Consider the following 19,388-nt stretch of genomic DNA (forward strand, 5'->3'; position numbering starts at 1 on the left):
CGTGTTTCCAGCTTAGCAGATCCGTTTTCCGTTTCTGCCACCCGCTGGAGCGGGCTGCCGGGCTGTTCTTCGCTTTCGCGTTTCCCTTTCCGGCGATTCCGACTTTATCAGATTCATTTCGGCCGACCTAATCGGTGGCTTCGTGATTCGAATAAGGAATCGGGGCGGCTCCGTGGAAATCAACTTCCCGACCGGAGCGAGAGAGAGTCTAGCTGCTGGCCTTCGAACTTGTCCAGTCCGAGGCAACCGTTTGAATCTACCTCCCCACTCGAGCCGTGTCAACGGTTTTTGTGGGCGAGGAGGAGACTAGCAGGTCAGCGGGGTGCTCCGCACATCAGGCGGCCGTCGGCAGGGCCGCGCTGCGGTCGGTCTCCTCGACGTCGCCCGTGTCACCGGCGCGGACGGCACGGGCTCCCAGGACGTAGACGTAGACGAGAAATGCCAGCTCGGCGGCTATTCCAATGGTGATGCGCGCCCACGTAGGGAGCCCCGACGGGGTCACGAAGCCTTCGATGAGGCCGGAGAGAAAGAGGACCAGGGCCAGGCCGACCGCCATGCCCACGGCCGCGCGGCCCTCTTCGGCCAGGGCGGCACGTCGGGTCATCGGGCCCGGTTCGATGACCGTCCAGCCGAGGCGGAGGCCCGTACCGGCGGCGACGAAGACCGCGGTGAGCTCCAGGAGGCCGTGCGGCAGGAGCAGGCCCAGCATGACGTCGAGACGGCCCGCCGCCGACATGAGGCCGATGGCCACGCCGAGGTTCAGCATGTTGAGGAAGAGGATCCAGAGGACCGGGAAGCAGAGGAACGCGCCGAGAACGAGGCACATGGCGGCGGCCTGGGCGTTGTTCGTCCAGACCTGGGCGGCGAACGAGGCAGCCGGGTGGCTCGAGTAGTAGGTCTCGTACTGGCCGCCGGGGCGGGTCATCTCGCGCAGTTCCGCCGGGGCGCCGATGGCGGACTGCACTTCCGGGTGCGTACCGATCCACCAGCCGATGATCACCGCGAGGAGGGTGGAGAGGACGGCGGTCGGGACCCACCAGTGGCGCGAGCGGTACACGGCCGCCGGGAAGCCGGCCGTCAGAAAGCGGACCGCGTCGCGCCACGAGGAGCGGCGGGTGCCGGTGACCGTGGCGCGGGCACGGGCGACGAGCTGGGTGAGCCGGGCCGTCAGTACGGGGTCCGGGGCGCTGGACTGGATCAGGGAGAGATGGGTGGCCGTCCGCTGGTACAGGGCGACGAGTTCGTCCGCCTCCGCGCCGCTGAGCTTGCCGCCGCGGCGCAGGAGGTGGTCGAGTCGGTCCCACTCGGCGCGGTGGGCGGTGACGTAGACGTCGAGGTCCATGATCGGCTGCTGCTCCAGGCACTGGGTGCGTACGGGTCCGTACTACTGCGGCGCGCTGCGGGTCAGCTTGGCAGACTGTCGTACCGAGGGGCCGGGGCAGGGCGAAGAAGGGTGGGCGGCCGTGAGCGGGGTTGTGACGGGGGACGCCGTCGTACTGGGGTTGCAGGCGGCGCGGCTGCCGAGCCGGGCTCTCGCGCTGCTCCTCGACGCACTGGTGGTGTGGGCGGCCTATCTGCTGATCACGGTCGGGCTCGCGGTGGCGACGGCTTCGCTCGACGACGCGGCGCAGACCGCGCTGTCGATCGTCTCCTTCCTCCTGGTCCTCGTGGGCGCACCCATCGCGGTGGAGACGCTGACGCACGGGCGGTCGCTGGGCAAGCTGGCCTGCGGGCTGCGGGTGGTGCGGGACGACGGGGGTCCGATCCGGTTCCGGCACGCGCTCGTGCGCGGGGCGATGGGAGTGGTCGAGATCCTCATGACGTTCGGGACCGTCGCCTGTATCGCGTCCCTCGTCTCCGCGCGCGGCCGGCGGATCGGTGATGTCTTCGCCGGCACCCTCGTCGTACGGGAGCGGGTGCCTGCCGCTCGGACATCGGTCGTGCCGCCTCCCCCGCCCTGGCTCGTGGGGCGGTTCACCGAGCTGGATCTCTCCGCGGTACCGGACGCGCTGTGGCTGGAGGTGCGGCAGTACCTGACGCGGATGCGGCAGCTCGACCCGGCCGTGGGGCAGCGGATCGCGGAGCGCCTGGCCGACGAGTTGGTCGCCCGGACGGGGACCCCTCCGCCGGCGGGTGTACCGGCGGCGGCGTATCTGGCGGGGGTCGTCGGGGAGCGGCAGGCGCGGGACGCGCGGCGGGCCTTCGCCGTTCCTCCCGCGGTTGGTTCCTTCGCGCCCTCTTCTGCCCCTGCTTCTCCTGCCCCTGCGTCTCCCTCTGTTTCCTCTCCGTCGTCGGCGCCGGCGCCCGCGCCCGCGCAGCCTGTGGAGCCCGGGCGTCCGACCGGGTTCGCGCCGCCTGCCTGACGCCGCCGATGCGGACGCCGCCGATGCGTCGAGTCGTCGGGCAGCGGTCGTCAGGGGAAGAGGGACGGCGGGGTGTCGAGGGATTCGAGTTCGACGCCGGGGGCCGAGAGGACCACGTCTCCCGCGATGTGAACCGTGTGCTGTTCGCCCGTGTCGAGGGCGTTGACCTGGTACTCGTCCACCATCAGACGGCCGTTGTCAGTGGGGTGCGCTTCACTGTTCACCAGGGCCCAGGACTGGTCGATCGTGAGGGGGGCGAGCACGGGATCCGTGAAGGCGACGAGCCTGACGCGGGTCGCTGGGGAAGCGGGGGTGAGTCGCAGGAGTCGCGTGATCGCGACGAGGAACGCCGGGGACGTGCCGGTGAAGGCGTGGGCGCGCACATTGCCTTCGGTGGCGTGGGTTCCGGTGGGGTCCGTGCGGACCCAGGTGACGCCGTCCAGGGCGGCGCCGCGGACCTGCCAGCTCGCGGCGTGGAGTTCGAGGCGGATGGGGCGGCCGAGTTCGTCGATGGCCAGGTCGACGGAGCCGGCGTGTTCGCCGGAGGGGGTGGTGGTCTGTGAGACGTAGCGCCAGCCGGAGGGGCCGGGCGCGCAGTTGAAGTGCTCTTCACCGAGGGGGGTGTGATCGTGCGGATCATGGAGCGAATAGCGGCCGCGGGGCATGGGTCCTCGGGGTGCTTGCGGGGGCGATAGACGAGGCAGGCCCCCGGCACGGGGGTGCGGGGGCCTGCCTTTCTCCTCTACGGGTGCGTGGGACGGGCGCGCGTCAGTGCACGGGCGCCGTCCGGACCGGCATCAGTAGCGGTAGTGGTCCGGCTTGTACGGGCCTTCGACCTCGACGCCGATGTAGGCGGCCTGCTCGGGGCGGAGGGTCGTGAGCTTCACGCCGAGCGCGGCGAGGTGGAGGCGGGCGACCTTCTCGTCCAGGTGCTTCGGGAGCACGTAGACGTCGGTCGGGTACTGCTCGGGCTTCGTGAACAGCTCGATCTGGGCCAGGGTCTGGTCCGCGAACGAGTTGGACATCACGAACGACGGGTGGCCGGTCGCGTTGCCGAGGTTGAGGAGGCGGCCCTCGGACAGGACGATGACGACCTTGCCGTCGGGGTAGGTCCAGGTGTGGACCTGCGGCTTCACCTCGTCCTTGACAATGCCGGGCGTGGCGGCGAGGCCGGCCATGTCGATCTCGTTGTCGAAGTGGCCGATGTTCCCGACGATGGCCTGGTGCTTCATCTTGGCGATGTCCGACGCCATGATGATGTCCTTGTTGCCGGTCGTGGTGATGAAGATGTCGGCCGTCTCGACGACGTCGTCGAGGGTGGCGACCTGGTAGCCGTCCATCGCCGCCTGCAGCGCACAGATCGGGTCGATCTCGGTCACGATGACACGGGCGCCCTGGCCGCGGAGGGACTCGGCGCAGCCCTTGCCGACATCGCCGTAGCCGCAGACGACGGCGGTCTTGCCGCCGATGAGGACGTCGGTGGCGCGGTTGATGCCGTCGATGAGGGAGTGGCGGCAGCCGTACTTGTTGTCGAACTTCGACTTCGTCACGGCGTCGTTCACGTTGATCGCCGGGAAGAGGAGGGTGCCGGCCTGGTGCATCTCGTAGAGACGGTGGACACCGGTCGTGGTCTCCTCCGTCACGCCGCGGATCTCGGACGCGAGCTGGGTCCACTTCTGCGGGTTCTCGCCGAGGGTGCGGTTGAGGAGGCGGAGGATGTGGCCGTACTCCTCGCTGTCCGCGGTGGACGGGTCCGGGGCGGAGCCGGCCTTCTCGAACTCGACGCCCTTGTGGACGAGGAGGGTGGCGTCACCACCGTCGTCGAGGATCATGTTCGGGCCGCCGGTGGGCGTGTTCGGCCAGGTCAGGGCCTGCTCCGTGCACCACCAGTACTCCTCCAGGGTCTCGCCCTTCCAGGCGAAGACCGGGACGCCGGCGGGGGCCTCGGGGGTGCCGGTCGGGCCGACGGCGATGGCCGCGGCGGCGTGGTCCTGGGTGGAGAAGATGTTGCAGGAGGCCCAGCGGACCTCGGCGCCGAGGGCGACCAGGGTCTCGATGAGGACGGCCGTCTGCACCGTCATGTGCAGGGAGCCGGTGATACGCGCGCCGGCGAGCGGCTGCTGGTCGGCGTACTCGCGGCGGATCGACATCAGGCCGGGCATCTCGTGCTCGGCGAGGGTGATCTCCTTGCGGCCGAAGACGGCCAGGGACAGGTCGGCGACCTTGAAGTCCTGCTTGGTGGCGGCAGTCGTCATGACTGGGCTGCTCCTCGTGGATCGGGTTCGAGGGTCTTGTGGGGCGCCTGACACCGCGACGTGCGTAGCGCGGGCACACGAATGCCCGGGTACTCCCGCGGTGCAGTCGTCGGAGGCCCTCTCTCCCTCGGCCGGTCCCGCGGACCGCCCGACCGCCATCAGCAGCGACGTCTGGCTGGTCACGAATCTACACCGATCAGTGTGGCGACCCACAGTCCGGCCTGCGCCGGGATCCGGCCGGATTCGCCCTCGGTTTCGGGCCGGGGGCGGTCCCTGAGGCGCTCGGCGAGGTCCGGTAGCCACGCGCGAACAGCCGGAAGGGCCCGGGGTCACCATGACCCCGGGCCCTTCCGGTTCGCATGTGCCTAGTGGCTCGGGCCGCCCGGGGACTTGGCCGGGTTCACACCCGCCGCGGCCGCCGACTCGCTGTAGATGTCCGGCTCCAGGTAGATGACGCGGGCGATCGGGACCGCCGCGCGGATGCGCTCCTCGGCCGCGTTGATCGCATGGGCGACCTCGGTGGCCGACTCGTCGTGGCGTACGGCGATCTTGGCGGCCACGAGGAGCTCCTCCGGGCCGAGGTGGAGCGTGCGCATGTGGATGAGGCGGGTGACGGTCTCGCCGTCGACGACCGCCTCCTCGATCTGCTTCACCTGCTCGGTGCCCGCTGACTCGCCGAGCAGCAGCGACTTGGTCTCGGCGGCGAGGACGAGCGCGATCGCGATGAGCAGGATGCCGATGCAGAGGGTGCCGATGCCGTCCCAGACGCCGTCGCCCGTGAGGAGGGCGATACCGACGCCGCCGAGGGCGAGGATGAGGCCGACGAGCGCGCCCAGGTCCTCCAGGAGGACGACCGGGAGCTCGGGCGCCTTCGCGCGGCGCACGAACTCCTTCCAGGACTGGCGGCCCCGGATCGTGTTCGACTCCTTGATGGCCGTACGGAAGGAGAAGGACTCGGCGATGATCGCGAAGACGAGGACGCCGATCGGCCAGTACCAGTCCTCGATCGGGTGCGGGTGCTTGATCTTCTCGTAGCCCTCGTAGATGGCGAACATGCCACCGACGGAGAAGAGCACGATGGAGACGAGGAAGGCGTAGATGTACCGCTCACGGCCGTAGCCGAAGGGGTGCTGCGGAGTCGCCTCGCGCTTCGCCTTCTTGCCGCCGAGGAGCAGCAGACCCTGGTTGCCGGAGTCGGCGAGGGAGTGGACGCTCTCGGCCAGCATCGAGGACGAGCCGCTGAAGAGGAACGCCACGAACTTGGCTACCGCGATCGCGAGGTTCGCGGCGAGTGCCGCCACGATCGCCTTGGTTCCGCCTGACGCGCTCATGGGTGTACGTGTTCCCTTCGTCGGTACTCCGGCACTGTCGCCGCCATTCGGCCGGTCATTGTTGCATCAGGCCACGACGGTGGCGCGGAAGACCGTTCCGGTACCGGACAGTTCGGTCGTTTCGCCTGCCGGTACGAAGACGGACTCGCCGGGGGCGAGGGTCACCTCGCCCGCCTTCGGCCGGCCGGCTACGGCGAGCAGGATCTGCGGGGTGGTGGCGGTGACGTCGGTGGGGGCCGCGCCCTCGGCCCGTACGAGACGGGAGAGTCGGAACTCGTCGATGGGGGTGTCGTAGACCTCCTCGCCGGACGGGGAGGCCTCCGGGCGGAGCAGGGCCGGCTCGCTCGCCTCGAAGCGGACGATCCGCAGCAGCTCCGGTACGTCGACGTGTTTGGGCGTCAGCCCGCAGCGCAGCACGTTGTCGGAGTTGGCCATGATCTCGACGCCGAGGCCGTCGAGGTAGGCGTGCGGCACGCCGGCGCCGAGGAAGAGGGCTTCGCCGGGCTGGAGTTGTACGGGGTTGAGCAGCATGGCGGCGATGACGCCGGCGTCGCCCGGGTAGTGGTGCGCGAGTGCGGCGTACGGGGCGTGGGCGCCGCCGAGCCGTTCCGCGGCCGCGGCGGCCTCGGCGACGGTGTGCGCCATCTCCTCGCGGTCGGCGATGAGCAGAGCGGTCATGACCTCGCGCAGCGCGGCCTCTTCGGGGTGGGCGTGCAGCAGATCGACGTACGGCTTGAGGGAGTCGACACCGAGCGCGGCGATCGTGTCGGCGGCCTCGATCGGGTCACGGAAGCCGCAGAGCCCGGTGAACGGCGTCAGTGCGCAGATCAGTTCGGGCTTGTGGTTGGCGTCCTTGTAGTTGCGGTGCGGCGCGTCGATCGGGACCCCGGCCGCCTCCTCGGCCGCGAACCCGGCCTTCGCCTGGGCGAGGTCGGGGTGGACCTGGAGGGAGAGCGGGGCTCCGGCGGCGAGCAGCTTGAGGAGGAAGGGCAGGTGCGGGCCGAACTTCCCGACGGCCGGGGCACCCAGCTCGCGTACGGGATCGGCGTCGATGACCTCGTTGAGCGGTCCGCGCTCCGTACGGGAGGGGGCTCCGGGGTGGGCGCCCATCCACATCTCGGCCTGGGGCTCGCCGGTGGGGACGGTCCCGAGCAGTTCGGGGATGGCCGTGGTGGAACCCCAGGCGTAGGGGCGGACGGTGTTGACGAGGCGGTCCATGGAGCCTTCCAGCTTTCCTCGGTGCGGTGATGGAGGTGGGGGCGTCGTGGGACGTGGCGGCGTCGTGGGACGGGTGGTGCGGGCGCGACGGGCGGTGCGGTGTGGGGCGGGTAGGGCGGGTGGGACAGGGTGCGACGGGCGGTGAGTGGCGGGTGGTTTGTGGTGGGGTCGCCTGGCTTGTGCGTCAGGCGTGGGGTGGCGCGATCCCCGCCGACGCAAGGGACAGGTAGACGGCCGCGAAGTCGGTGACGGCAAGCAGTTCCGCCAGCGTCTCCAGGAGTTCGCCGCTCTCCCCCGACGCCTCCTCCGACACCAGCGGTTCCAGCTCGCTGATCGCGGTGCCGTGGCTGAGGGCCAGCTCACGGGCGGCGGGGGCGGCCGTGAGGCCGCCGGCGTCCGCCGGGCGGTCGCGCAGCAGCACGACCCGCGCTCGCAGCGCCTGCTGCTCGTCCACCCGGTCGCGGAAGAAGTCGTCGGGGTCGGCTCCGGCCGCGTAGTCGCCGGCGAGCAGCACACCGTGGGCGGGCAGCGCCTCGGGCAGTTCGGCGGCGAGCGCGGGCAGGCCGGCAAGCTCGGCCAGTACGGCGGCGAAGCGGCGGCCGACGGGCCCGGCGGCGTCGCCCTCGGTCCAGATCAGCGGCAGCGTGTCGGCGAGTTCGGCGGCGAGCGTCTTGGCCGGGTTGCTGTACGTGGCGATGGCCGGGCCGCAGCGCTCGGCCGTGCTGTCCAGCCGGTCGGCGACCTTCTCCAGCATCTCCGACGGCGCTTCGAGGAGGCCCACGCGGTCCAGCAGCGCGAGGAGCGGGGTGAACAGCGCCCACAGCGCGCCGGGGCCCGCGGCGAGCGTCTCCTCGTACTCCTCGGCGCTCTCGTGCGGGGCCATGGCCATCGGTACGAGCAGCCCGCGCGGGGCGCTGACGGTCTCCGCGAGCGGGGAGGTCTTCGGGGCGACGGCGACGACGGTGACGCCCCGGCGGTACGCGAGTTCCGCGAGGCGCGCGAGGCCCGGCTCGGAGCCGTCGGTCGTCGGGATCAGGAGCAGGTCCAGCGAGCCCGCCCAGCCGGGCAGCGCCCAGCGCAGGGCACCGGAGGCCGGGGCGACGCCGGTGGGCTGGAGGCGGATGACCGGGGCGGCGGCTCCAGCGAGCGCGCCCACCAGGTCGGCGACTCCCGCGGCGGCGGTGCCGGGTCCGGCGACGAGGACGGAGCGGGGGCGGCCCTCGGGGCTGAGCTCGGAGATGCCCGCCTCGGTGGCGTGGCGGGCGGCGGTCCGCACCCGCGCGCCGGCCTCGGCCGCGCCGCGGAGCAGGCCGCGGCGGTCGGCGAGGGCGAGGGCGTCCGGGGCGTCGAGGAGGGTCTCGTCGAGCATGGGGCGGGCCTCCGGGTCCGGGGCGGATGCGGGCGCTGTGGGCTCGTGGGGGCGGCTTGCGGGTGGGGCCCTTGCGTGATGCGGGGCCTCGCCTCGTCGGGCGGCTTGCGGGTGGGGCCCTTGCGTGGTGCAGGGCCTCGCCTCGTCGGGCGGCTTGCGGGTGGGGCCCTTGCGTGGTGCGGGGCCTCGTGGGGGGGGCTCGTGGGTGGGGCCTTGCGTGGTGCAGGGCCTCGCCTCGTCGGGCGGCTTGCGGGTGGGGCCCTTGCGTGATGCGCGGCCTCGCCTAGTGGGGCGGCTGTGGGCGGGGCCCTTGCGTGGTGCGGGGCCTCGTGGGGGGGCTCGTGGGTGGGGCCTTGCGTGGTGCAGGGCCTCGCCTCGTCGGGCGGCTTGCGGGTGGGGCCCTTGCGTGGTGCGGGGGCCTCGTGGGGGGCAGTCGGGGCGGACGCGCCCGCCTGGGCGCCGTCCCGTGCGCCCACCCGTCCCGCCCCAGCGGGACGATTGCCCACACGGGGGGGGTGGGCGGTTGCCCACGCGGGGGGGGTGGGGTCGGGCGGTGGGTCACGCGGCGGGCGGGTGCCCGCTCCTGCGGGGCGATTGCCCACACGGGCCCACACGCTCCCGCGCCCCCTGGGTTACTGGGGCTTGCGGGCCTCGTCTGTGAGGAGGACCGGGATGCCGTCGCGGACCGGGTACGCGAGGCCGCAGTCGGCGCTCGTGCAGATCAGTTCGGGGGTCTCGGCCGTCGTGCGGTCGTTCAGCGGCGCGTGGCACGCCGGGCAGGCCAGGATCTCCAGGAGGCCGGCTTCGAGCGGCATGAGGTGTCCCTTCGAACAAACGGTTGCGGTGCTGTTGCTGCCCTTCGGGCCAGGTCAGCCTACCGCCGGGAAACGGGGCGCGCGGCTCGGCACCTGCCCCGTTTCCCGGCACTCACGAGCGGGTCGGCGCGGGCGGGTCAGCCGGTCGCGCGGACCAGGTCCAGGACCTCGTCGCGGATCTTGGCCATGGTGGCCTCGTCACGGGCCTCCACGTTCAGGCGCAGCAGCGGCTCGGTGTTCGACGGGCGCAGGTTGAACCACCAGTCCTCCGCCGACACCGTCAGACCGTCCAACTCGTCGATGCCGACACCGTCCTGGTCCGCGTACGCCGCCTTGACGGCCGCCGCACGGGCCGCCTGGTCGGCGACCGTGGAGTTGATCTCGCCCGAGCCCGCGTAGCGGTCGTACGAGGAGACCAGCTCCGAGAGCGGGCCGTCCTGGCCTCCGAGGGCGGCGAGGACGTGGAGCGCGGCGAGCATGCCCGTATCGGCGTTCCAGAAGTCCCTGAAGTAGTAGTGCGCCGAGTGCTCGCCACCGAAGATCGCGCCCGTCTTCGCCATCTCCTCCTTGATGAAGGAGTGGCCGACGCGGGTGCGGACCGGGGTGCCGCCGTTCTCGCGGACGACCTCGGGGACCGACCAGGAGGTGATCAGGTTGTGGATGACCGTGCCGCCGGGCGTCTTCGCCAGCTCGCGCGCGGCGACGAGTGCCGTGATCGCCGACGGGGAGACCGCCTCGCCGCGCTCGTCGACGACGAAGCAGCGGTCGGCGTCGCCGTCGAAGGCGAGGCCGAGGTCCGCGCCCTCGGCCCGGACGCGGGCCTGGAGGTCGACGATGTTCGCCGGGTCGAGCGGGTTGGCCTCGTGGTTCGGGAAGGTGCCGTCGAGCTCGAAGTACATCGGTACGAGGTCGAGCGGGAGGCCCGCGAAGACGGTCGGGACGGTGTGGCCGCCCATGCCGTTGCCCGCGTCCACGACGACCTTCAGGGGGCGGATCGCCGCCAGGTCCACCAGCGCCTTCAGGTGGGCGGCGTAGTCGGCGAGGGTGTCCCGCTCGGTGACCGTGCCGGCCGTGGCGGCGGCCTCGGGGGCGCCCTCGTCGGACCAGCGCTCGACGAGCGTGCGGATCTCGGAGAGTCCGGTGTCCTGGCCGACCGGGGCGGCGCCCGCACGGCACATCTTGATGCCGTTGTACTGGGCCGGGTTGTGGGACGCGGTGAACATCGCGCCCGGCAGGTCCAGGCTGCCCGAGGCGAAGTAGAGCTGGTCGGTCGAGCAGAGCCCGATCAGGGTGACGTCGGCGCCGAGGCGGGCCGCGCCGCGGGCGAAGGCGCCCGAGAGGCCCGGCGACGAGGGCCGCATGTCGTGGCCGACCACGATCGCGTCGGCGGCCGTCACCTGGACGAACGCGGCGCCGAACAGTTCGGCGAGCGTCTCGTCCCACTGGTCGGGCACCACCCCGCGGACGTCGTACGCCTTCACGATCTGCGACAGATCAGCAGCCACGGAACAACCCTCCTGAATACGCCTTCATCGGCACGCGTGTGCGGCGCGTGTACAGGAGGCCCAACCTACCGGGGGCCGCTCGCGGGAGGGCAGAGCGCCTTGGCCGATGGGAGGGTGTTCGGCCAGGGGACTTTCGGCCGGGGGATGTTCCGTCACGAGCACGAGGACGAGCACGAGGGTGTGCGGGCACGGGCACGGGCACGGTCGGGCAGGGGAACGTCAGGCGCTCGGCCCGGGCACGTTCAGGAGTCGGGGGAGCGCAGGACCCGCAGGTGTCCGCGGCGGCCGACCTCCATCGGGTCCCCGCCACGGCCTCCGCCGCCCTTGCCGCCGGCCTCTGCCGCGCGTTCCTGGGGGCGGGCCGCCTCCCGTACCGCGTTGGCGAGGGCCTCCAGGTCGTCCCCGCTGGGGCGGGACGGCGCGGAGCCGTCGGAGAGCCGCACGACCTCCCAGCCGCGCGGCGCGGTGAGGCGCTCGCTGTGTTCGGCACACAGGTCGTAGCAGTGGGGCTCGGCGTAGGTGGCGAGCGGGCCGAGGACCGCAGTCGAGTCGGCATAGACGTACGTCAGTGTCGCGACGGCAGGGCGGCCGCACGCGGTGCGCGAACAGCGACGTACAGGGCTCACGACGTTGGACGGTACCGCACTCTTGAGCGGGCCGCGACGACTCTCCACCAGGTCACTCCACCGTGTCGCGGTGTGACGTCCGACACGGTCCCTCTCGGGAGGGCCGTCCTGACCTGCGCGTAAGGAGGAGAACGGGGGTGGGGACGACGGTCGATCCGGACACTGTCCGAGCGGAATCCGGTCAACCACGGCCAGATGGCCGATCGCGGGACCCCATCGAATCGAGCCCTGGCTTGGCCGGAACGTTCAACTATCGACAGCGCGGGTCCGCAGGAATCGTGGTGGCACGTGTGCGCCACGGCCGACTGACACTGAGGAGAGTTACGCTGCGTCAGTGATGGACAGTCCTGTGCCGCCGCGCCCCTCGTCCCGTCCGGCCGAGCCCCACGCGGGAGATTCCCGCTCCGCCGAGGCGCGCCCCGCGGAGCCGCGGCCGGAACCGCCGGAGCCCCGGACGCGTCGTCGCGACCGTCACGGCCGCGGGATGCGGGGGCCTGTCGCCCCGCCGCAGGTGCCGTTGTCGGCGAGCCGGGCGGACACGTTCCGCGATCTGGTCCTGGACTCGGTGGAGCGCCTGGAGCGGCGCTGGCCGCAGCTGGCGGACGTCGAGTTCCTGGTGCTTGACGTGCCGCCGTCGGTGTCGGGCGAGTCGGTGCCCCTGGGCGGCTCCGCGGCCGCCGCGAAGGGCGGGCCGGCCCGGGTGATCGTCTACCGGCGGCCCGTCGAGATCCGCTCGAAGAGCCGGGACGAGCGGGCTCTGCTCGTCCACGAGGTCGTGGTCGAGCAGGTGGCCGAGCTCCTGGGCCTCTCCCCCGAGTCGGTCGACCCCCGGTACGGCCAGGACTGAGACCCCCGTACGGGCGCGAGCCGGGCCGCCTCCTTCACGTCGGTCGAACCCCGTACGAGCCGGGCCCAGGCCGGACCACGTCCGTCGGGACCCGTACGGGCGAGGACCCGTACGGGCGAGGACCCGTACGGGCGAGGACCCGTACGGGCGAGGGCCCACCCGCCCCGTACGGGCAGGGTCGCGGGGCGTTCAGTCGTCCAGGACCGAGAGGTCCTGGTTCGCCGTCGGGACCTCCACCGTGCCTCGGTCGTCCACCAGGGTCTGGACCGTGAACATGGGGATGCCGTCGTCCGGGAGGGCCAGCATGCGGGCCGCGTGGACCGGGCCGCCCGAGACGGGTTCGACCGTCACGGCGTAGGAGCCCTTGAGGCCTGCCGGGACCAGTTCGGTCACCTTCATCGTGGTCCCCGCCTTGACCGTGACGGTCTTGGAGACCGGCGTGCCTCCCCCCGTACCGGCCGAGGCGGTGACCTTGACCTGGGCCGTGGCGCCCGGCGCCGTCAGCGTGAGGGTCGAGCCGGCGGCGCGGTTGTCGGCGACGGTGGCGCGGGCGCCGATGGCCGCGGTGGCCGGGATGTAGGCGACCTCCTGCTTGTCGCCCTTGCCGCGCACGACGCGCAGCGCGGCGACGAAGGGTGCGGACTTCTTGGGGTCCGAGGGCGTGAGCAGCAGCGCGCCCGCCTCGCCTCGGGTGAGGTCCGGAAGGTCGACGGCCGCGGTCATGCCCGACTTCACGTGCAGGGACTCCGCGCTCGCCGGGACGATCGTGCCGCCCTCGCCCACCAGCTGGATCTTCAGTTCGGCGTCGTCCTCGCCGGGCGCGTACGCCACGAGGCGCACCGAGGTCGCGTCGGCGGGGACGCCGGGCAGAACGGCGGTGGAGGCCGGGTCCGCGGTGGCGGGGAGCCAGTCGCTGCCGATCTTGTCGTCGGCGGCGCCGACGACCGCGCCCACCCGGCCGCTGCGGGTGGTGACGTGGACGGTCACGTCGGCCGCCGGTGCCGCGCCGGTGAGCGTGGAGAGCAGGACGGGGACGGTGGAGTGGGCCGGGACGGGGATGCCGTCGTTGAGCTGCGAGGCGAGTTCGCCCTCGGCGCCGTACAGCTGGACGTCGGCGACGGCGGCGGTGTCGTCGGGGTTGGTGAGGTGGACGTAGTCCTGGCGCTCCTTGGCCGTGGAGGCGGCCGGGAACCAGAAGTCCGTGTCCGGGGCGGTGCAGGTGACGCCCAGGAGGCCGCGCGAGCCGCCCGCCGGGACGACGGTGGTCTGCTGGACCGTCCAGCCGGGGGCGAGGCCGCCGGTGGCCGTGCCGGTCAGGGCGGGGGCCGTGGGGCCGTTCGCCTCGGCGGCGACGGGCTTGCCGGGCTCGGTGACGGTGGCCGGAGCCTTGACGGCCGCGGGCTTCTTCGCCGCGGTGCCGCCGGGGGTGGCGGAGGCCGCGGCGGCCTTGAGTACGGCCTTGGCGGCGCTACCGGACTTGGCGGAGCCGCTGCCGGTGGCGCCCGGGGTGAACGACGTGTAGTCGGTCTCCGCCAGTTCGGATGTGCTGGGCGCCGGGCAGAGCAGGCTGGAGCGCTCCACGGGCAGCTTCGCGGGGGCCTTGGCCCCGGCGGTCGCGGAGCCGTCGGGCGCGGTCAGCGCGGCGAAGCCGGTGACGGCGGCGAGGGCGGTGGCGACCGCGATCAGGGAGAGGGTGGGGCGCTTCACTGGTTGCTGCTCCCGTCGGGACGCTGCTCGGTCTCGTAGCCGTAGGTGTACGGGTCGTACGTCTGCTGCGGGTCGTAGCCCTGCTGCTGCCCCTGCTGCGGGTACTGCTCGTACTGCTGGGGGTCGTAACCCTGCTGCGGGTCGTACCCCTGCTGGGGGTACTGCTCGTACTGCTGCTGGTACGGATCGGTGCCGTACTCGGTGTACTGCTGGGGCTGGGCGTAGTAGCCCTGCTGCGCGTACTGGTCCTGCGGCTGGTGCTGTTGCGGGTGCTGCTGGTCCTGCCAGTCCGCGGGCGCGTAGGCCTGCGCCTGGGCCTGCTCCTCAGCCTGTTCCTGCCCCTGGGCCTGCTCCTGCGGTACGGGGACGAGCTCGGGGTCCCGCTCCTGCTCGGCCTCCGCGGCGGCCTCGGCCTCCGCCGCGGCGCGCAGGCGGCGGGCGCGGCGGCCGTCGCCCTCCATGGCCTGGGCGGGGATGGCGACCTCCTCCTCCGGCAGGTCGTCGTCGATCTCGCGGCGCCGCCCCGGCAGGGCGAGGACGAGCAGGACGACGCCGAGGCCGACCTGGGCCCAGATCCACAGGGTGTGGGTGAGCGGCTGGTCGTACGTGAGGTCGAGCCTGCCGCCCTCGGCGGGGAGTTCGAAGCCCTGCGCCCAGCCGTCGACGGTGGTCCGCGTCAGCTCCTTGCCGTCGAGGGTGGCGGTCCAGCCCTCGTCGGCGCGGTCGGCGATGCGCAGGAGGCGGCCGGCCGGGCCGGACGGGATCTTCGTGTGCGCCTCGACGGGGCCTGCGGCGACGGCGACCGGCCCGGCCGCCGCGTCGGCCGGTTTCGCGGGGTCGGCGGGCTTCGCGGTGTCCGTGGCCTTCGCCGGCGGGACGATCGTGGCGCGGGCGACGACGCGCTCACGGGCGACGGTCCACAGGGCGCTGCCGTCGAGCTGACTGAGCCTGCTGAGGCCCGGGGTGGCGTCGAGGACGCGGCTCATCTGGCGCGGGGCCCCGTCCCGTACGAGGACGTAGCGGATCGCGTAACCGCTGAGCTCCTCGGTCTGGTCGGCGCCGGAGCCGGCCACCAGGTGCGCGACGACCTTGTCCAGGCCCGCGTCGCTGCCGCCCGCCTCGGCCAGTTCGGCGTCGCCGAGACGGCCGCCGGAGCCGCGGACCAGGGTGTACGAGACCTCGCCGGGCGAGGTGCCGCCCAGGACAAGGGTGCGGGGCTGGTCGTCGGTGTCGCTCTCCTCGGCGACGAAGGCCGGGACCTGGACCGGGTCGCGCCGGGTCAGCGGGCCGTCGGCGCCGCCGATCATCCAGCCGGCGGCGGCCACGACCGGGCCGAGGGCGGCGGCGAGCGCGATGAGCGCGGCGACCGGCTGGCGCCAGCCGAAGCCGTGCGCGGCGACGCGGGTACGTCCGTACTCGGCGCCGATCATGCCGGCGGCGAGGAGCGCCGCGCCGTAGACGAGGGTGGCGGGACCCGCCCAGCCGGTGCCGCCCGCTCCGTTGGAGAGCGCGGCGAAGAGGAGGCCGACGAGGGCGACGGTCCAGGCGGCGCCGACGGCGAAGCGGCGCTCCTCGCGCAGCAGTCCGGCCAGCGCGGCGAGCACGATGCCGATGAGGAGGAGGCCGCCGGTGGTGCCGGGGCCGCCGGGGCTGATCCCGAGCAGGTCGAGCGCGGAGGCCGTGCCCGTACGGATGTCGAGTCCGGCCTCGCGCAGGAAGGCGGAGGGGCTGGTCAGCAGGGAGAGCGACCAGGGGGCGAGGACGAGGACCGGGGTGCCGACGGTGGCGAGGAAGCGCAGGCCGTAGGCGGTGATGTCGTCGCGGCGCAGGACGAGGACGGCGAGGCCGAGGACGACGGCGAGCGGCCAGACGATCGGCGTGAACGCCATCGTGAAGGTGAGCAGGAAGGTGTACGCCCAGGTGGCGCGCCAGCTGCCGCGGGCTCCGCCGGGGCCGCCGGTGAGGCCGTGGGCGGCGACGGCGGCGCGGGCGATCAGTGGCAGCAGGATCGCGAGGACGGCGGTGCCGAGCCGGCCGGCGGCGAGTGCGCCGGTGGCGGCGGGCAGGAAGGCGTACGCGATGGCGCCCCAGGCGCGCAGCAGCGGGGACTCGACGATCGGGCGGGCGGCGAAGTAGGCGGTGAAGCCGGCCAGCGGGACCGAGCAGACGAGCAGCACGGTGAGTGCGAAGGAGGTGGAGCCGAGGAAGAGGGCGGAGAGTCCGGCCAGCACGGCGAGGTAGGGCGGTGCGGTCTGGGTGCCGCCGGTGCCGAGGGCGTGCCAGCTGTCGGCGTACCGTCCCCACAGCTCGGAGACGGTGTCGGGGGCGGGCAGCAGGGTGCCGCCGGCGAGCGAACCGCCGCCGTACAGGCCTCGGCAGGCCACCACGGAGATGAGCAGGAGCAGGGCGAAGAGGACGGGCCCGGGCTTGCGGGCGATCTTCTTCAGCCGGGCGAACTGCTCGACTTCGAGGAAGTCGGCGTCGTCGCCGCCGGGGCCGGACTCGACCGCGCCGTGGCGTGATCCGCCGGAATCGGCGTCGGAGCCGCCGAAGTTCGCGACGACCTGCTCGGCGGTGGCGCGGACGGTGGCACCGGGCGGCGGGAAGAGCGCGCGGAGTTCGCTCGCGGGGACGGCGGGGTTCTTGCGGCGCCGGCGGGCGGCGAGGATCTTCTCGGGGCGCAGCAGCGTGGCGAAGAGGCCCATGACCTCGTCGACGGCCTGGCCGGGGACCTTGCCGACGAGGTACGCGAGCGTGCGCAGCAGTGTGCCGACGATCAGCCGGATCAGTACGTACGGCAGGGTGGCGCCGCGGCTGTTGGCGAGGAGGGTGTAGACGGCGCCGGCCTTGTCGACGCGGTGCGGGTTGGCCACGGAGCGGCCCGCGCAGTCGACGGTGCGGCGTTCGCGGGCGGAGGCCTCGGCGTGCCGCAGGACGGCGTCGGGGGCGACGAGGACGCTGTGGCCCGCGGCGTGGGCGCGCCAGCACAGGTCGACGTCGTCGCGCATCAGGGGCAGGCGCCGGTCGAAGCCGCCGAGCTCCTCGAAGACGTCGCGGCGGATGAGCATGCCGGCGCTGGAGACGGAGAGGACGGAGCGGACCTGGTCGTGCTGGCCCTGGTCCTGTTCGCGGCGGTCGAGGCCGGTCCAGCGGCGGCCGCTGCGGGCGATGGAGACGCCGGCTTCGAGCAGCTGCCTGCGGTCGTACCAGCCGCGGAGCTTGGGTCCGACGACGGCCGCGTACGCGTCCGCGTCGGCGACGCGCAGGAGTTCGGCGAGGGCGTCGGGCTCGGGGGCGCAGTCGTCGTGGAGCAGCCAGAGCCACTGCACGGGCTCGCCGTGCGGGAGTTCGGGCAGGTCGTAGGCCTCGTCGCTCCAGGTCCTGCTGACCGGGTCCCAGCCGCTGGGCCGCTTGAGATAGGGGAGTTCCTCGGGTCCGAGCACGGGCGCGGTGCGGGCCGCCTCCTCGACGGCGGCGCCGAAGCCCGTGCGGCGGGCGAGGTGCAGCACGCGGTCGACGCCGATCGCGTCGGCGAGGAGCTGCGCGGAGTCGTCGGCGCTGCCGGTGTCGGCGGCGACGACGTTCTGCACGGGGCGTTCCTGGGCGAGCAGCCCGGCGAGGGCGTCCGGCAGCCAGCGGGCGCCGTCGTGGGCGACGAGCACGGCGGTGACGACGTGTCGCGGAAACTCAGGAGTTGAGGACATCGAGGTACGGGCCCTCCGGCCGGGGGTCGCCCGCGGGGGGCGTGGGTACGTCTCGGACGGGGCCCCACACTAACGGCTGCCAGGAAAAGGGTCCGCCTCCTGTCGCCGGAGCACAGGAGGCGGAGCGTTCGATGTGTACGGGTGTGGGGGGTTCGACGGGTGGGACGCCGGTCAGACGGCCGCCTTCTTGAGGCGGCGGCGTTCGCGTTCCGACAGACCGCCCCAGATACCGAATCGTTCGTCGTTCTGCAGGGCGTACTCCAGGCATTCGGAGCGGACCTCGCAGGCGAGGCAGACCTTCTTGGCCTCGCGGGTCGAGCCGCCCTTCTCGGGGAAGAAGGACTCGGGATCGGTCTGGGCGCACAGTGCGCGCTCCTGCCAGCCGAGTTCCTCGTCCGCGTCCTCGACCAGCAGTTCCTGGAACAACTCGGTCATGTGCGCCCCTCGTCTGTTCTTCGCGTCCCCGTGATGTTGCCGTCCCCGCTGCCGGTCGAACGACACGAGTGAAATTACAAGTTTGTGCTCTGTGCGAGTCAAGCCGGAATCTGCTATTGGGCCCGGTATTCACTCTGCGGAACCAAGGCTATGCGGAAAGTGTTCAAATCACCAAAAACCTGACACATGCCACCGGCCTGACCGCGCCGCTCCCTCTCGCGGAGAGAGACGCCCGAAGCGTGGATCTTGTTGCGACCTCACCACGGAAGCGATCCGGATCACAGTCTGATCACGGGACCCCAGCCGCGTTTACGGGCACGGATGTTGCGCCATGTCTCCAGCTCGGCGACTGAACAAACCTTTCTTCCGCCTCTGTAACCGGATGAGGTGAAACATTCCCCCCAAAACGGTCATTGGGTTGACAGTCGGGTGGCCCTCCCTGCACCTTTGATGCCATGCCAGCGACCTCAGCGCCCTCCGCGACCCACGCCCGTGGGTACCGCCGCGCTGTCCAGGCGCGCTGTTGCTGTTGCTGTTCCAGCTGTTGATGCCCCAGAGCTCCAGCACCGTTCTCCCGCGTTCCCAGCGTTGCCCCGTGTAACCCCCTGAACGTTCTCGCGTGACCCCCCGCCACGACTTCTGTTACTGCCGAGGAACCACCGCACCCATGAACAGCGACAGCGACCTCCAGATCGCCGGCGACATCCTCGAGGTCCAGCACCTCCTGCAGCCCGCCCGCGAGCACCCCGCCACCGTGGCCGAGTTCGTCGGCCTCGCCCGCTCCATCGCCGCCGACCGCGCGCAGTGGGCCCCGCACGTCGAGTACGACGCCACCACCCGCTGGTACCACCGCCTGCGCACCGGGCCCGGCTACGAGGTCTGGCTGCTCTCGTGGGTGCCCGGCCAGGGCAGCGGCCTCCACGACCACGGCCTGTCCTCCGGCGTACTGACCGTCCTCGAGGGCGAACTGACGGAGCGTACGGAACGGGGCGTGCGGAAGCTCGGCGGAGGCTCGACGAGGGTGTTCGCGCCGGGGTACGTCCACGAGGTCGTCAACGACTCCCTCGAGCCGGCGGTCAGCCTGCACGTCTACTACCCGGGCCTCACCGAGATGCCCATGCACGAGTCCCTGCAGGCCCAGTGCGCCCCGGGGGTTCCGACCGCCCCGGCGGGCCTGGCCCCGGCCGCCCCCTGAGCGGTGCGGGCCTGACAC

15 protein-coding genes are annotated in these 19,388 nt (G+C 72.6%); 3 read left to right on the forward strand and 12 right to left on the reverse strand.

Annotated features, from left to right (window positions below; all coding sequences use genetic code 11):
* Positions 1-334: 334 nt before the first annotated feature.
* Positions 335-1,342, reverse strand: a complete 1,008-nt coding sequence (locus ACZ3IJ_RS17585) for a stage II sporulation protein M (protein ID WP_467469104.1) — start codon at positions 1,340-1,342, stop codon at positions 335-337.
* Between the two features lie 121 nt (positions 1,343-1,463).
* Between ACZ3IJ_RS17585 and ACZ3IJ_RS17590 the strand changes: the two genes are divergently transcribed.
* The gene (locus ACZ3IJ_RS17590; RefSeq protein WP_467469106.1) at positions 1,464-2,363 is read left to right on the forward strand and encodes an RDD family protein; all 900 of its coding nucleotides are present in this window, start codon (positions 1,464-1,466) and stop codon (positions 2,361-2,363) included.
* A gap of 50 nt (positions 2,364-2,413) precedes the next feature.
* On the opposite strand, the gene ACZ3IJ_RS17595 is transcribed toward ACZ3IJ_RS17590, so the two are convergent.
* The 8 genes from ACZ3IJ_RS17595 to ACZ3IJ_RS17630 form a co-directional block, all read right to left on the reverse strand.
* Positions 2,414-3,028 carry a hypothetical protein gene (locus ACZ3IJ_RS17595; protein ID WP_383229260.1) on the reverse strand — a complete coding sequence of 205 codons (615 nt, stop codon included), beginning with the start codon at positions 3,026-3,028 and terminating at the stop codon, positions 2,414-2,416.
* 132 nt (positions 3,029-3,160) lie between these two features.
* Positions 3,161-4,618: an adenosylhomocysteinase gene (gene ahcY / locus ACZ3IJ_RS17600; protein WP_467469109.1), complete on the reverse strand. Its 1,458-nt coding sequence runs from the start codon at positions 4,616-4,618 to the stop codon at positions 3,161-3,163.
* 365 nt (positions 4,619-4,983) lie between these two features.
* The gene (locus ACZ3IJ_RS17605) at positions 4,984-5,949 is read right to left on the reverse strand and encodes a cation diffusion facilitator family transporter (RefSeq protein WP_467469111.1); all 966 of its coding nucleotides are present in this window, start codon (positions 5,947-5,949) and stop codon (positions 4,984-4,986) included.
* Positions 5,950-6,015: 66 nt separating this feature from the next.
* Positions 6,016-7,167 carry a mannose-6-phosphate isomerase, class I gene (manA, locus tag ACZ3IJ_RS17610; RefSeq protein WP_467469113.1) on the reverse strand — a complete coding sequence of 384 codons (1,152 nt, stop codon included), beginning with the start codon at positions 7,165-7,167 and terminating at the stop codon, positions 6,016-6,018.
* A gap of 184 nt (positions 7,168-7,351) precedes the next feature.
* Positions 7,352-8,536 (reverse strand): SIS domain-containing protein, encoded by a 1,185-nt coding sequence (locus ACZ3IJ_RS17615; protein ID WP_467469115.1) that lies wholly within the window; start codon positions 8,534-8,536, stop codon positions 7,352-7,354.
* A 632-nt stretch (positions 8,537-9,168) separates the two neighbouring features.
* Positions 9,169-9,351: a Trm112 family protein gene (locus ACZ3IJ_RS17620; RefSeq protein WP_391802289.1), complete on the reverse strand. Its 183-nt coding sequence runs from the start codon at positions 9,349-9,351 to the stop codon at positions 9,169-9,171.
* A gap of 137 nt (positions 9,352-9,488) precedes the next feature.
* Complete coding sequence (locus ACZ3IJ_RS17625) at positions 9,489-10,856, reverse strand: phosphomannomutase/phosphoglucomutase (RefSeq protein ID WP_467469118.1); 1,368 nt, start codon at positions 10,854-10,856, stop codon at positions 9,489-9,491.
* Between the two features lie 242 nt (positions 10,857-11,098).
* On the reverse strand, positions 11,099-11,530 hold the full coding sequence (locus ACZ3IJ_RS17630; RefSeq protein WP_467469120.1) for a DUF3499 domain-containing protein: 432 nt from the start codon (positions 11,528-11,530) through the stop codon (positions 11,099-11,101).
* Between the two features lie 289 nt (positions 11,531-11,819).
* On the opposite strand from ACZ3IJ_RS17630, the gene ACZ3IJ_RS17635 reads away from it, so the two are divergent.
* Positions 11,820-12,329: a metallopeptidase family protein gene (locus ACZ3IJ_RS17635; RefSeq protein ID WP_391802307.1), complete on the forward strand. Its 510-nt coding sequence runs from the start codon at positions 11,820-11,822 to the stop codon at positions 12,327-12,329.
* Between the two features lie 189 nt (positions 12,330-12,518).
* Here ACZ3IJ_RS17635 and ACZ3IJ_RS17640 read toward each other — a convergent pair whose 3' ends face one another.
* From ACZ3IJ_RS17640 to ACZ3IJ_RS17650, 3 genes are all read right to left on the reverse strand, one after another.
* Positions 12,519-14,036 carry a DUF5719 family protein gene (locus ACZ3IJ_RS17640; RefSeq protein ID WP_467469122.1) on the reverse strand — a complete coding sequence of 506 codons (1,518 nt, stop codon included), beginning with the start codon at positions 14,034-14,036 and terminating at the stop codon, positions 12,519-12,521.
* Positions 14,033-17,740: a glycosyltransferase family 2 protein gene (locus tag ACZ3IJ_RS17645; protein ID WP_467469124.1), complete on the reverse strand. Its 3,708-nt coding sequence runs from the start codon at positions 17,738-17,740 to the stop codon at positions 14,033-14,035. Before ACZ3IJ_RS17645 ends, ACZ3IJ_RS17640 begins: the two co-directional genes overlap by 4 nt.
* A 171-nt stretch (positions 17,741-17,911) precedes the next feature.
* On the reverse strand, positions 17,912-18,175 hold the full coding sequence (locus ACZ3IJ_RS17650) for a WhiB family transcriptional regulator (protein WP_015033978.1): 264 nt from the start codon (positions 18,173-18,175) through the stop codon (positions 17,912-17,914).
* A 667-nt stretch (positions 18,176-18,842) separates the two neighbouring features.
* On the opposite strand from ACZ3IJ_RS17650, the gene ACZ3IJ_RS17655 reads away from it, so the two are divergent.
* The gene (locus ACZ3IJ_RS17655) at positions 18,843-19,370 is read left to right on the forward strand and encodes a cysteine dioxygenase (protein ID WP_467469126.1); all 528 of its coding nucleotides are present in this window, start codon (positions 18,843-18,845) and stop codon (positions 19,368-19,370) included.
* Positions 19,371-19,388 lie beyond the last annotated feature (18 nt).

The organism is Streptomyces sp. NPDC013317, from assembly GCF_055563155.1.